Origin of the sequence: Bacteroides sp., assembly GCA_036351255.1 — a bacterium.
In the GTDB taxonomy this organism is placed as follows: Bacteria; Bacteroidota; Bacteroidia; order Bacteroidales; family UBA7960; genus UBA7960.
The window spans coordinates 15,029-28,575 of sequence record JAZBOS010000013.1; the positions used below are offsets into that span (position 1 = coordinate 15,029).

At 46.2% G+C, this 13,547-nt stretch carries 12 protein-coding genes; 9 read left to right on the top strand and 3 right to left on the bottom strand.

Features of this window, described 5'->3' with window-relative positions:
- The first annotated feature begins 103 nt into the window (after window positions 1-103).
- From V2I46_00785 to V2I46_00810, 6 genes are all read left to right on the top strand, one after another.
- Entirely contained in the window at window positions 104-1,348 is a 1,245-nt protein-coding gene (locus V2I46_00785; protein MEE4176021.1) for a carboxypeptidase-like regulatory domain-containing protein, read from the top strand.
- Between the two features lie 91 nt (window positions 1,349-1,439).
- Window positions 1,440-2,702 carry a carboxypeptidase-like regulatory domain-containing protein gene (locus V2I46_00790; GenBank protein ID MEE4176022.1) on the top strand — a complete coding sequence of 421 codons (1,263 nt, stop codon included), beginning with the start codon at window positions 1,440-1,442 and terminating at the stop codon, window positions 2,700-2,702.
- Window positions 2,703-2,878: 176 nt separating this feature from the next.
- On the top strand, window positions 2,879-3,463 hold the full coding sequence (locus V2I46_00795; protein MEE4176023.1) for an RNA polymerase sigma-70 factor: 585 nt from the start codon (window positions 2,879-2,881) through the stop codon (window positions 3,461-3,463).
- A gap of 12 nt (window positions 3,464-3,475) precedes the next feature.
- Window positions 3,476-4,333, top strand: coding sequence for a FecR domain-containing protein (locus V2I46_00800; GenBank protein ID MEE4176024.1), 858 nt, complete (start codon window positions 3,476-3,478; stop codon window positions 4,331-4,333).
- Between the two features lies 1 nt (window position 4,334).
- Window positions 4,335-5,927: a carboxypeptidase-like regulatory domain-containing protein gene (locus tag V2I46_00805; GenBank protein MEE4176025.1), complete on the top strand. Its 1,593-nt coding sequence runs from the start codon at window positions 4,335-4,337 to the stop codon at window positions 5,925-5,927.
- A gap of 82 nt (window positions 5,928-6,009) precedes the next feature.
- Complete coding sequence (locus V2I46_00810; protein ID MEE4176026.1) at window positions 6,010-8,040, top strand: T9SS type A sorting domain-containing protein; 2,031 nt, start codon at window positions 6,010-6,012, stop codon at window positions 8,038-8,040.
- On the opposite strand, the gene V2I46_00815 is transcribed toward V2I46_00810, so the two are convergent.
- Window positions 8,041-8,682, bottom strand: coding sequence for a SagB/ThcOx family dehydrogenase (locus V2I46_00815; protein MEE4176027.1), 642 nt, complete (start codon window positions 8,680-8,682; stop codon window positions 8,041-8,043). It abuts the gene before it with no gap.
- Between the two features lie 130 nt (window positions 8,683-8,812).
- Between V2I46_00815 and V2I46_00820 the strand changes: the two genes are divergently transcribed.
- Together V2I46_00820 and V2I46_00825 are read left to right on the top strand one after the other, a co-directional pair.
- On the top strand, window positions 8,813-9,346 hold the full coding sequence (locus V2I46_00820) for a YceI family protein (protein ID MEE4176028.1): 534 nt from the start codon (window positions 8,813-8,815) through the stop codon (window positions 9,344-9,346).
- Between the two features lie 109 nt (window positions 9,347-9,455).
- Window positions 9,456-10,358 (top strand): CHAD domain-containing protein, encoded by a 903-nt coding sequence (locus V2I46_00825; GenBank protein MEE4176029.1) that lies wholly within the window; start codon window positions 9,456-9,458, stop codon window positions 10,356-10,358.
- Window positions 10,359-10,362: 4 nt separating this feature from the next.
- Here the strand turns inward: V2I46_00825 and V2I46_00830 are convergent, their stop codons facing one another.
- Window positions 10,363-11,589 carry a lipase family protein gene (locus V2I46_00830; GenBank protein ID MEE4176030.1) on the bottom strand — a complete coding sequence of 409 codons (1,227 nt, stop codon included), beginning with the start codon at window positions 11,587-11,589 and terminating at the stop codon, window positions 10,363-10,365.
- A 174-nt stretch (window positions 11,590-11,763) separates the two neighbouring features.
- Complete coding sequence (locus tag V2I46_00835) at window positions 11,764-12,339, bottom strand: helix-turn-helix transcriptional regulator (GenBank protein MEE4176031.1); 576 nt, start codon at window positions 12,337-12,339, stop codon at window positions 11,764-11,766.
- A gap of 210 nt (window positions 12,340-12,549) precedes the next feature.
- Between V2I46_00835 and V2I46_00840 the strand changes: the two genes are divergently transcribed.
- Entirely contained in the window at window positions 12,550-13,212 is a 663-nt protein-coding gene (locus V2I46_00840; GenBank protein ID MEE4176032.1) for a vWA domain-containing protein, read from the top strand.
- The last annotated feature ends 335 nt before the right edge of the window (window positions 13,213-13,547 follow it).

Genomic DNA, 13,547 nt, shown 5'->3' on the forward strand with positions numbered 1-13,547 from the left:
GGTAGTTAAGAGACAGTGGTGTTGGAGGTTTATGAAATGGTAGCCTTGTTTGGGGAAATTCCCCGAAAATCATTAACTTTATTCCGATTCAAAACCTGAAAAAATGAAAAAGACCATAATTTTCCTTTTTGCAGTTCTTTTAGGCAGTAGTATCCTGCCTGCTCAGCCTGCAGAGCAGACCTTTCAAACCATCAGTGGGGTGGTTCGCGATGCCAGGACCCGTCAGACCATTGCTTTTGCCAGTGTTTTTATTCCAGGGACAACCATTGGCACCGTGGCTAACCTGGACGGAGTCTTTTCGCTGAAGGTGCAAAAATCGCTCGGTGCAAATCGGTTCAGCATCTCCCATTTGGGTTACCTCACAGGCACGTTTGAGATTGAAGCCAGCCTGGAGGGTGGTAAGGTATTTTTCCTCGAACCGCATTCAGTGACCCTTCCCCCGGTGATTGTACGTCCGGATGACCCCAGGGAACTGGTTAGAAATGCCATCGATAAAATTTCCGACAATTATCCGGATCAGGATCAAAGGCTGACGGGCTTTTACCGTGAAGCCATCAAGCAAAGGCGCGATTATGTGTCCATTTCAGAAGCCGTGGTCGAGGTCGACCAGACTTCCTATGGTTTCCGGATGGCACGCGACCGTGTAAAGATCATACAGGCACGCAGGAGCGGGGAAGTGAAGAAAATGGATACCTTGCTGGTGAAGCTTCAAGGTGGTCCGCATGTGTCGATGCTGCTCGATGTGGTGAAAAATCCGGATGTCATCCTCGACAAGGAATTTTTGCAGTACTATGAGTATGAACTCGAGGATGTTGTTGTTATTGACGGGCGGTCGAATTATCTGGTCAGTTTTAAACCCATGGTCACCCTCCCGTTTCCGCTATACTTCGGTAGGTTATACATTGATGTGGAAAGCCTTGCTTTTACCATGGCCGAGTTCAGCCTGGACCTGAGCGACCGCGAAAAAGCCGCCCGCAACTTTATTGTGCGAAAACCGCTCTCTCTTCGTTTTACCGCTACAAGGACCAGTTACCTGGTGACCTATAAGCATATGGATGGCAAGTTTTACCTCAATTACGTGCGCAATGAAATGGAGTTTTTTGCCGACTGGAGGCGTAAGATTTTCCGGACGGGTTATACCATCATGTCAGAAATGGCCATTACAAAGCGTGTCCCGGAAACCGCTGAACGGATTTCCAGGAGCGAGTCCTTCAGGCCAAGAAACATCCTGGCGGATATGGTGCCCCAGTATTTTGACCCTGACTTTTGGGGCGCCTACAACGTCATTGAGCCTGAGGAATCCATTGAATCGGCTATCCAGAAGTTCAATAAACGATTCGAGGAATAAATTTTAATATTTTTTTAGGGTATAGACAGGGGTTAAGGGTCTTAATACTGAAAGCTATTTTAAACAGTATTTACCTTAATCCCTCTTTACCATGAAAACAAGAGCTTATTTCCGGATCCTGACAGGTCTGCTTGCCTTTTTCTTGCTGTTACCTGCAGGTTTTTCCCAAACAACAGCAGATTTCCATACCATTACCGGTATGGTCAGAGATGCACAGACGCGTCGCCCCATTGCCTATGCCAGTGTGTTTGTTGATCAGGCTGAGGTTGGGACTGTAACCAATGTGGATGGCGGATTTATCCTGAAGGTTGAAAAGAACCTCAGGGCCACCCATTTTACCATCTCCCACCTGGGATATCACACTTCAAAATTCAGGATTGACGATTATTTGCTGGGCGAACGCCACGAATTTTTGCTGGAGCCGACATCTGTATTGCTTCAGGAAGTGGTCATCAAACCCAATGATGCGCGCAGCCTGGTGGAGCAAGCCATTGCGAAGATCACTTCCAATTATCCCGATCAGAATTATCGCCTGACCGGTTTTTATCGTGAAGCCATTAAACAGCGTCGCGATTATGTTTCCATTTCAGAGGCGGTAGTGGAAGTTGACCAGACCCCCTATTTTAAACGCAGTGGAACTGACCGGGTGAAAATCATCCAGGGCAGGAAAAGCGGTGATGTGAAAGAGATGGATACCTTGATTGTTAAACTGCAGGGTGGACCTCACGTATCCATGTTACTTGACATCGTTAAAAACCCCAATGTCCTTTTAGATCAGGAATTTCTAAACTATTATAATTATGAACTGGTTGACCTGGTTCAGGTGGAAGATGAGGCCAATTACGTGGTTGAATTTTCGCCCAGGGTGACTTTGCCTTATCCCCTTTACTATGGCCGTCTGTATATCTCAACCGAAAAAATGGCCATTACCATGGCAGAATTCAGCCTGGATATTTCGGATAGGAATAAAGCCGTGCAGAACTTTGTCATGCGCAAACCCAGCCGCCTGCGTTTTACCCCAACCCGCACCAGCTATTTGGTGACCTATATTGAGATAGACGGAAAATATCACGTGAACTATGTTCGCAACGAGCTTGAATTCTTTGCCGATTGGCGTCGGAAAATTTTCCGGACCAATTACCTGGTGATGTCTGAGCTGGCAATTACAGAGCGCAGACCTGATGGCGAGGAACGCTTCCCCGTAAGGGAAACCTTCAGAAGGAGTAACATTCTGGCAGATATGGTCCCCGTATATTTCGATGAGAATTTCTGGGGCGCATACAATGTGATCGAACCCGACGAAAGCATTGAATCAGCTATCCGTAAACTGAACACCAAACTGGAAAAGGAATAATCAAAACCCAGAGGCTTTGGTTAACGTAAAATGAAATGCAAGTGAAAAAAAAGCCCGGGAAGCAATGCCAGCACCTTATTGCTTCCCGGGTTTTTCCGGGTATTATGAGAGAATAATCCCTTACTTGACCCAAAAGGCCGGTAAAAGTCCTAAATTTGAAAACAATATCTTTCCGGATGAAGGGAGTACAAAACGAGATCAGGCTTCAATACAGGGTGAAGGAAGGCAATATCCAGGCTTTCGAAACCCTATTCCGGGCTTATTATGAACCTTTGTGCAGGCTAGCTGTGGGTTTTGTAAAGGATCTGGATACGGCGGAAGAGATTGTGCAGGACTTTTTTTTCAACTATTGGAAAAACCGGGAAGAAATAAACATTAAAGTCTCAGTGAAAGCTTACCTGTATAACGCAGTGAGAAATGCCTCACTCAAGCACCTTGAAAGGCAGGATGTTCGCCGCAGGTATGCTGAGCGGGTGCTGGCAGGGAATGAACAGCCCAAACAGGTGCTGGTGACCGATGAGATCGGGGCAAGGGAGATGCTAAGAGAAATAGATGAAGCGCTTGCCACATTACCGGAAAGATGCAGGGTGGTCTTTAAAATGAGCCGTTACGAAGGTTTGAAATACCATGAAATTGCCGAAGAGTTGTCGGTATCGGTAAAAACGGTGGAGGCCGATATGACTAGAACCCTGAAACTATTAAGAGAACGACTGGCCAGGTTCCAAGAGGAACCTGAGATAAAGACCTGGCCTTTACAATGAAAGCATAAGAAGATGAAACCAACGAAAACAATGATCACCGTTGATACAGATCTGGCCTGGGAGAAATTGCATGGCCGGCTTGAACAAGAGGGTCTTCTGCCTGAGCAGCAGGACATTCAGCCTGCCAGGGCTTTCCCGGTGTGGATGAAGTGGGCGGCTAGCTTCCTGTTGCTCATCGTGGCCGGGAGTGTGTTTATCTTACTGTCTAACAGGCCTGAACAAGTCGAATTGCTGGCCCTGACCAATGAACAGGATGACCAGACCCTTGTCAAGTTCCTTGAGGATGGGTCGGTGATTTATTTGGCAGCCAACACCACCCTTGAATATCCCCAGGCATTCGGAGCAAAGGAACGCAGGGTTAAAATGGCGGGTGAAGCCTATTTTGAGGTTCAGCATAATCCTGAGAAACCATTCAGAGTGGATCTTGACAATGCCCTCATCGAGGTGCTGGGGACCTCGTTTAACATTAAAAGAACAGGAGAGAATGATTTTGACTTGTTTGTTGAAAAAGGCCTTGTTCAGGTAGAGGTCAGGGGGCAAGCCAGGGACAAGGTGCTGGTTGAGCCCGGTGAAGTATTGTCGGTCAGGGAAGGCCATTTCAGCAAGTATCGGAACAATGACCTGGAACTGACCCTATGGCGCCAGAACCGGATGCATTTCAAAGACGAATCGCTTGCGAATGTTTTGTCGGTAATCAACCGGAACTATCAAGCCAGCCTTGAGCTTGGAGATCCAAGCCTTGCCAGTCGCCAAATGACTGTAACCTTTTTCAATAATTCATTGCCCACCATCATTGAATTGATAAGCCTTTCCATGAACCTGCAGGCTCAGGTGCAACCCGATTCAAGCATCGTTTTTACGGCCAGGTAATATGGGAAATGGAACAAAACATAAGAGTCTTATACCGCCCAGTGTTCATTCACTGGCAAAAAGTCTGCTGGTCTTTGTTCTTGGGTTTCTGCTCTATCCTCTGGACGCTGAAGGACAGACCTGTCAACTGGATGACCAGGTCAGTCTGCCTAGGCAAACCAGCACGATTTATTCACTTTTAAACCAGATCTCAAACCAGACGGGTTGCTTTTTTATTTATGACAGCGAACTCATCAACAACAACCTTAGGGTAAGCATCAAACGGACCCGTGAGGATGTGCGCACCCTGCTCAATGAGATCCTGAACGACCCTTCCTTAAGTTACCGTACGATTGAGAACCATATTCTAATTTTTCGCGCTGAGCCGGTAGCCGAAGAAATGGCTCCTTTGCAAGCGAATGTTGTAAAACCTTCCACTTTTGTGGTTCGGGGCCGGGTGCTTGATCAGGTATCGGGAAATCCCTTGCCATTTGCATCCGTGGGTCTCCCTGAACGGGGCCTGGGGATATCGACCAATAACGAAGGTTACTTCCAGCTCAGACTTCCAATGGAAATAATGGAGCAGGACCTGCACGTTTCCTACCTGGGATACAAAAGCCAGTCACTTCCTTTGCGGCTACTACTTGATAACCAGGTAGATATCCTGATGGAGACGGATTATATTTCCATGCAGGAGGTAATTATTCGCTATTACGACCCGAGGGAGCTGATCAAGGAAGCTCTTGCCAGGCGCCCTGAGAATTACAGCGATCATCCGGTATATCTTGTAAGTTTTTACCGGGAAGGAGTTCAGCGCAACGACAAGTTTCTGAGTTACTCGGAGGCCATCTTCAGAATTTTCAAGTCATCCTACACTACACCCACCGCCCAGGACCAGGTCATGCTGCATAAGGCCCGCAACATCACCAATGTGGATCGCAGTGATACCCTTGTGCTGAAATTAAAGGCAGGGGTGCAAAGCGTGCTTGAACTGGATATTATGAAGCAACTCCCTGACTTTCTGGATGAGGAATTCATGGATGATTATGAGTTTACCAGTGCTGACCTGATGAATCGCAATGGACGCAGTGTCTTTGCCATCGAGTTTAAGCCCCATCCCTTTGTCAATGAACCCCTGTTTACTGGTATGATATATCTGGATAAGGAAGATCTGGCGGTGATAGAAGCTGATTTTGAGATCGACCGGAAATATATTAACCAGCTACAGCATCGCTTCCTTACCAAACGGAACCCGAATTATGTTTCCAGGATTGAAAGTGCGACTTATTCCATCAATTATCTATATTACAATGGCCGGTATTATTTAAACCATTTGCGGGGGGAGCTGAAATTGAGATTCCGCCGCAAAGGCAGCTTGTTCAGCAATCGTTATACTGCTTTTATTGAAATGGCTGTGGGTAAGATTGAGGAAGAAAACGTCAGCCGGTTCAACCGCCGGGAAGTACTTGAGCCTAAGGTAGTGTTTGTGGATCAGGGCTATCAGTATGATGAAAGTTTTTGGGGAGAATATAATATCATTACCCCCGAGACAAAAGTGAGTGAAGCCCTCTCGCAGATCAAATCAAGGATTGAAAGCTTTGTGCGGGAAGAGTGATTCTTTAGCATTTGATTTTATGAGGATTCTTATCTTTGAGAGGTTGATTAGGAAGTTTAATCACCTCGTTTTTTTATTGGTTATGAAGTATATTCGAATTTTTCTTTTCTTTCTGTTGTTGCCTTCAGCAGTGGTTGGAAATCCCATTCAAGCCGTACTATTTGATGGCACGGGAACTGCTCCGGAAAATAAACTGATTGCCATGACCATTGCTGGTATTGTGAACAGGGAGAGCCCCAGACTCTATCTCCTGAATGTTTATGAAACATGGAGCTATAACCAGACAGATGAGAAATGGCGTGACATTTATGTTTCTGATGGGGATGTGTATTTCACAGTTTTTTCGGATATTAATGCGCTGGTTCAGCATTTTTCAGAGGACATCGATGGCGCCGTTACTTACGACCCCAGTCTTACCTATGGCAACTTCAGCGGACAGAATTTTAGATGGCAGGCAGAAATGGCCGCAATGATCGGTGGACTGACGGATTGTATACCCCTTCCCTTTAATAACTCCACCATTGAAGTAGAAATAGCGGACAGCGTATTGGTTACGGATCACTTCCATGGGCAGGATCCCATCAGAATCTCAGCGAGACTTGAATTGGGAGACCATCCCTGGAACAATAGTTCTTTCAGTCAGGAGCAGAGGTACTTTACTATTTTGAACTGGGCACTGGAAACACTGCTTACCCGCACAAATCCTTCAAAATTTTACCTTCGTGAGATTACCGACTGGGCTGTCAGTCAGCGGATGTTTCAACTTAATTTAGCAGGTACAGAATCACTAAACTTCTACTCGCTGACCGATGAAAAAGCCGAAATGATTGAACAGGTAATGGCATATTTACGGTCCTGCCGTCCCGGTGAGATATTCCATGTTTATGGCTGGATGCGGCCTGAACCGCTGGTACAGTGGATTTCTGCCTGGGGAGGAAGTTTCCATGAAACATTGCTGAGCAACCTTTCATGGCACCATATCTTTCCGGTGGATGATGAATTTCCATATCAAAGGCCTTCCATTGTCCTTCCCGGGACCGTCCCCCTTGAAGAAAAGCATTACGTCCTGTTTCTTGGCTCAGAGGGAGATGCCGGCAACTGGAATTTGGGCTTCCAGGGTGGTGCCTGGCATTCAGGCCTCAGAGGAGAAGTGCCTCTTGGTTGGGGGTTTAACCTGCATATGTTTGAAACCTTTCCTTTTGTTGGGCAATATTATTTTCGCACCGCCACTGCAAAGGATGGATTTGTCTCGGTTACCACACCTCTTGGATACGCTTATCCTGACGTGTTCCCTGCAGATTATCTCTCAGGAGCCATTGAGACCAGCAGTCTGTTGTTGCAGGCCTACAGCATTCCTGCGGTTTATGCCTATAAGCATTACAATGGGGCAGGAGTAAGTACTTTCCGAGGTATAGAGATCTCAAATAACTTTAATTTCGGTAATCTTGGAAACTTTTCTGAATTAACAGGAACCGACCTGACCTTCCTATTTGACCCGGGATTAACGACGCAGAAGGCCTACATCAACTTTGGCGGACTGCTTTATAATCACGTGAACGATGATACCTTTTATGCCGATGTTCAAGACCTTCAAAATGTTACTACAAGAATCCTGAATAAGCTCCGGAATAAACCCGCACCCAATTTTCTATTGGCAGGCTATCAGCGCCTGAGGCAGGATGGAACGACCGTAGGGGCCTCTAACCCTTCTGATATGACGCTCTCACGACTGAATATTATCATGCAAAACATCCAGGAAGATCCCGAGATTGGACAGGATGTTGTTTTTGTAACTCCCGAGCAATTTTCGGATTTGCTCAGGCAAAAACTGGACCTTGTTACTTCTGTCGCCCAGCCAATAGCGCTGAATGTTCGAATCTGGTTTGAACAGGATATTCTTGGTGCTCCACGCCTTCATTTAAGCCTTCCCGAACCACAGGACGTGACGGTTAGGGTGTTTGATATGTCAGGAAAGATCCTATACCGGACGGAATGGGAGGCTGCAGCGGGGCATAATGTGATTCCTGTCCCTTTGTGGGATAGACCCAGCGGGGTTTATTTGATCAATGTCAGTAGCAAGACCCTGTGGGTCAACCAAAAGTTAATCTATTAATCAATTTGCGGGATAGCCTACCGGATTATTCAGCATCAGATGTTGAGTTTCAGTAAGCTTCAGGAGTTTTTTCAATCCTTCCACATCCATTGACGCCCGGGGACGGGTAACCAGTCCAAGGCCAGCACAGGCAACGGCAATGTTCTGCGAAACGATGCCGGCATCCATGGCACCCCAGCGTAACTTTAGCTCCTCATTGTTTCCGGAAAACCTGGAAAAATCTGACACCAGCACGAGCATCAATGGGGCATTGGCCATATTGGTCTGCCTGCCCGAAACCAGTTGACGGTGATCTCCAATTGCAACAGGAACCAAAGCATGCTCATGATGGTTGTAAAGAAAGGCGCCGCTTTCCATTACTACATAAACATCCACATCCTGGCTGTTGCGGGCCGAAGGGGCAGTGCGCTTTCCATCATCCGGACGATTGACCCCATTGGCTGCCCAGATGATGTCGGCCAGATCCTGCTGGCTCAGGGCTATGGAAGAAAACCCTGTTGTTGAGGACCGTAGCTTGAGGGCCTGCATGACCGGCAATCCCCGCTGAGTATCGGGCGGGTTAAGTTTGATGCTTGGCAATTCCTGCGCAGACAAGCCCAGGCAAGTCATCAGTAACACACAATAAACAAAAAGTTTTTTCATGGGTAGGTGGTTTGGTAAACAAATATATGGAATTTTTCTTGTTGAAGAATTGGAGCTAAAATATTAAACAATCTGCATAGTTTGTTGTTTCAAATAAAAAACGCATTTAATAATGAATAAATCAAACGATATGTCAATTACAAAATGGGCATCGGACCCAACCCATAGTGAAATCCAGTTCAAGGTAAAGCACCTGATGATCACGACTGTGACCGGATATTTCCGCGAATTTTCAGCGAAAGCAGAAACAGATGGCCGGGATTTCAACACCGCTAAGGTGAACTTTGAAGCCAAGACTGCTTCTGTTGACACCAACAACGAGGACAGGGATAAACACCTGCGCAGCGGTGATTTCTTTGAGTCGGATAAATTCCCCGTAATGAAATTCATCTCTACCAAAATTGAGAAACTTGATGATGAGACTTTTAAACTTCATGGCGACCTGACCATTAAGGATATGACCAAACCTGTGACCCTCAATGTTGATTTTGGCGGCACTATGAAGGACCCCTGGGGTAACCTGAAGGCAGGATTCAGCCTCAGTGGGAAGATCAACCGCAAGGACTGGAACCTTAACTGGAATGCTGCCCTTGAAACCGGTGGTGTCCTTGTTAGCGATGAGGTTCGTATCTTTTGCGAAGTACAGTTAGGCGTGCAGGAATAAACAATGCATTTTGCCCTTTTCAGGAAGCCCGGATGGAAAAACCACCCGGGTTTCTTTTTTTATCATGCACAATCGTTGTAAATTGCATACGGTTTCAAATCAATTGGCATTGAAAAATCCTGGAATAAATTTTGATGAACCTTTTGGCAGGAACCTTTCCCGGCTAACGGGTGCATACATCCGTGAGACTCTTAAACAGCTTGCCGCCATTCCGTCGGATGAATCCAATGTTCACAAAGCAAGGTTGCTGTTCAAGCGCTTGCGAAGCCTGGTGCGTATGTCGCGATTTGGTCTTGGGAAACCAGAAACCAAACGGCTTGATCATTTTTTCCGCGACCAGGGAAGGAAACTCAGCAGGATCCGTGATGCGGAAGTGGTTGCACGTATGCTGAAGCCAATGATCAAGAATATAGAGCGAGGGGAGGAGCGAACGCTTTTGATTCGGTTTCGTGCACGCCTGATGGATCAGCGCAGGAAACTCCAGGGTAAGGATAACGCTTTAGAAGCCCGAAAGGAAGTTATCCACCACCTGACCATATTGCAGAAGGAAATTCCCTTGTGGGAGCCAAAAGAAGAGCCCTCAGCGATTTTTCTTACCGGCGCCAAAGCTACCTATCTTGGCTGTAAAAGCCGTTTTAAGGGCCTGAAAAAGGCTCAGGATGACAACGCTCTTCACGCATGGCGAAAACAGGTGAAATACCTCTGGTATCAAATGGAATTGTTGCTTGAACTCTGGCCCAGCCGCTTTTCAGCTTGGGTCAGTGACCTTAAAGAACTGTCGCAGGCTTTGGGCATGCATCACGACCTGGTGCTGCTTGAAATGGCACTAAAGGCTTTTGTCGCTTCAGATCTGGAGAAGATGTTTCCGGAAACCCTAGAAAAAATCAATGAAGAAAAAACACGAATCGCCAGTGGAGCCATCTCCCTTGGCAATAAAATTTTTTCAGTAAAAGCATCCTGTTTTTACCGACAGTTGAATGCCTGCCTGCAGGAAGCGGGAAAACAAGACTAACCTATTATTCCAGACGCCCTTCTTTAGCCTGGACCGAGAAGAAGAAATTGAAAGTGCCCGTGATAAAGGATTCAAGGGTGGTTTCGTGCGTGCCGCCTTCCGTAGTGATGAGTTCAATATTTTGTGTACCCTGGGCCACCATTGCCTGGTATGCAGTTTGTGAATTCAGGTAAGGAACAAGCCGGTCAGCATCGCCATGAAAAAGCCTGATGGGGAAGTCAGGCCTCCAGTCATAGCAATCATTGTCAGCCAGGGCATCAAGCATTTCAGTGTCAGTGCCATCGAGAACAGATTCAATGAATTCGCTTCTGAACAAAAAGGATGGGTTGAGTTCAATGGGGGTAAACACGCCGTTCTGTTCGATCTGGCTTGCCCAGGGCTCATTGAAATAATGGCTGTAGGGACGCTGCAACTGCGGATAAATTCTATTGTAAACATCCAGTACCCACACAAAGGTGTTGATATACTCCTGGTTTTCGTTGGAGCTGATCACATATTCAGCGGTTGCTGTTTTATTGTATGCCCCGGCACCCACGGTAGCTGCCGTGATCAAGAATTCATCGCTATGTTCTTCCTGCATCAGCTTTAGCGTAGCCATGGTGGCAAAACCTCCTTCAGAATAACCCGTAAGGTAAAGCCGGTTGTCAGGTTCTTCCAGGTTTTCCACTTTATAATATTCATAAGAAGCTCTGATCATGTCGCGTGTAGCCGTGGCAAGGCTTGCCCGGTGCTCATAAGGGTGCTCCCGGTCAGCACTAACCCCGTAACCAATGTAATCAGGCAGGGCGGTGTGGAACCCCGTGGAGGCAAAAAACATCAGTTGATCCGTGTACAAAGATTCGAACAGGGAAGGAGCCTCGGAGGCATTTGCAAGGGTTCCGTGCTGGAAGCTAAGCATTGGCATTGCTGCGTTAGCCTGGGGTACTAACAAAGCTCCCGAGGCCAGAATAGGTTCTCCCTCTACATCAATGGTATGATAGGTAATCCTTACCGCGGTCACGCCATATTGAACAAAGGCCGAAGCAGCAGGTGGGAAAAGCCCCCCCGAAGTAATTAGCTCCTGAACCTCCTCACGGCTTAGGGTCATTACTTTTTCATAACTTTCCAGATATATGGGTTCATAAGGTTCGGGATTGTCATCATCCTGACAAGAAATAGCTATTGTAAAAAGGAACAGAAGCAAAAAGATCCTGTTAAACAGATTGATATTAAAAATGCTGGTGCTTTTCATCAAAAAAAAATTTAAATTAGGGTTAATGTATCCTTTATCTTCGATTGGCCATGGCCGGATGAATATGCAGTTCAAAGCCTGATTTGGCAATGAGGGTGGGGTTGCTGCTGAGTGCCATAGGTTTAGTCGTTTGAAAAACAAAGGTAGGCAAATCCGGATGGACGATGCCTCATCCTAAGCATTCTCCCCGGATCGCCCTTTCTCCATTAAATATTCAATCACTTTACGCTGATGGTCAATTTCACTTTCAAGCCTGCGGATCCTTGCGCTCAGATGCCTGATCTCGATCTCTTTTTCACGACATTCCTGGCAAACACCGGGAGCTTTCTCATCTTGCCTTTCATTCGTATTTTCCAGATTGAAAGAATCCGGGCTTTCAGGTTCTTCCAACCTGGATTTCCGCAATATGAAATTACTTTCAGCAGTTTTATTCCTTCGGTTGAAGTTCATGTTCTCATTGGGCAAATCCATATGAGGATCATCGGCCTTTTCATAAAACATGATTCCCGATTCTTCAACGGGATAATTTCTTCTGAACATAGGCTCCTGACCATAATCCAGGTAGCGGGGATTCACGCCGTAGATATGTTCGAGCAGGATCCTGGCACGCTCGTTCAGGGGATTGCGTCCCTGTTCTATGCTGGCCCAGGTGGTGAGGGCCATTCCCATCCGTTCGCCAAACTCTTTCTGGGTCAAGCCCGCGGCTTTCCGGATGTTTTTCAGGCGTTCTATGAGTGCTTCGCTTTCCAAGGGAGGAAGAAATTAAAAAAAATTATGAAAAATTACGTTTTATATTATTAAAATACGTAAATTAGCACTAGTTTTTGGTGGGTAGATTACGTTTTATAATGATTAACGAAAAATTACCGCCCCGTGTTTCATTCTTAAGTATAAAATTAATAAAAAATGTAATAGCTCCGGAATCCCGAAAATCATTATTAACCAATAAAACCCTACGTTATGAAAAGCTTAATGAAGATCTTCAACCTGATTATCCTTGACGAGAGCGGCTCGATGCATTCTATTAAGAACGCCACTTTGAGCGGCTTTAACGAGGTATTTGAAACCATCAGGCAGGCGGAAACGAGCAATGAAAACCAGGTGCATTTTGTTTCCTTCTTTTCCTTCAACACCGATGGCATCAAAACCCAGCTGTTCAACCAGCCTGCCTCCATGCTGAAAGCCCTTACCGCCGATCAGTACCAGCCCCGCAATGGCACCCCATTATACGATGCGATGGGCTTTGCCCTGAGCAAGCAAAGGGACAGCCTGGACGGCTATCAGGATGCGGCAGTGCTGGTGACTATCCTGACCGATGGTGAGGAAAACGCCTCGCGTGAATACAGCGGAATGGCCATCACCGCCCTGATTGACGAGCTCAAAAAGCTGGGCTGGACCATCACCTATATCGGGGCTAACCACGATGTCTATGCTTTTTCTAAAAAACACGGGATTGACAATGCAATGTCCTACCGGGCCAACGAGAAGGATATGCGCAAAGCCTTTGCCCAGGAAAGACATTCCAGGGTTATGTTTTATATGGCACCCGAAAAAAAAACCGGAAAAGATTTTTTTAAGGATGCTTCCGAAGCGGAGAAAGAGGGAAAAGATCCGAAAAAATAATAAATGCAGGCTTCATTTTTACGGTTGTTTATTGTTAAACTTGCTAAAATTGTATACCGGCTGGCTTTTGGTCAGCCGGTTTTAATATTTTTTACCTGCTGATTTCCAATAGTTTACCTTCTAATAAATTTTCCCCTTCATAGTTAATACGGAGTTAATACGGAGTTTATTCGGTTTAAACCGAATAAACTCCGTATTAACTCCGAGGATGGTATATGCCTGGTTCAACCATGAAGTCAAATTCGTCCATTTGAAATTCGTGCGAAATTAATTTTTTATTGATCAGAGTGTAAAAATCCTTACTGACCGGAATGTGTCTCGGAGAAGTCCTTGAT

What these genes read in the sequence shown, in the direction of transcription:
- V2I46_00785 (MEE4176021.1), top strand. Translation starts at nt 104, where the DNA reads ATGAAAAAGACCATAATTTTCCTTTTTGCAGTTCTTTTAGGCAGTAGT.
- V2I46_00790 (MEE4176022.1), top strand. Translation starts at nt 1,440, where the DNA reads ATGAAAACAAGAGCTTATTTCCGGATCCTGACAGGTCTGCTTGCCTTT.
- V2I46_00795 (MEE4176023.1), top strand. Translation starts at nt 2,879, where the DNA reads ATGAAGGGAGTACAAAACGAGATCAGGCTTCAATACAGGGTGAAGGAA.
- V2I46_00800 (MEE4176024.1), top strand. Translation starts at nt 3,476, where the DNA reads ATGAAACCAACGAAAACAATGATCACCGTTGATACAGATCTGGCCTGG.
- V2I46_00805 (MEE4176025.1), top strand. Translation starts at nt 4,335, where the DNA reads ATGGGAAATGGAACAAAACATAAGAGTCTTATACCGCCCAGTGTTCAT.
- V2I46_00810 (MEE4176026.1), top strand. Translation starts at nt 6,010, where the DNA reads ATGAAGTATATTCGAATTTTTCTTTTCTTTCTGTTGTTGCCTTCAGCA.
- V2I46_00815 (MEE4176027.1), bottom strand. Translation starts at nt 8,682, where the DNA reads ATGAAAAAACTTTTTGTTTATTGTGTGTTACTGATGACTTGCCTGGGC.
- V2I46_00820 (MEE4176028.1), top strand. Translation starts at nt 8,813, where the DNA reads ATGTCAATTACAAAATGGGCATCGGACCCAACCCATAGTGAAATCCAG.
- V2I46_00830 (MEE4176030.1), bottom strand. Translation starts at nt 11,589, where the DNA reads ATGAAAAGCACCAGCATTTTTAATATCAATCTGTTTAACAGGATCTTT.
- V2I46_00840 (MEE4176032.1), top strand. Translation starts at nt 12,550, where the DNA reads ATGAAAAGCTTAATGAAGATCTTCAACCTGATTATCCTTGACGAGAGC.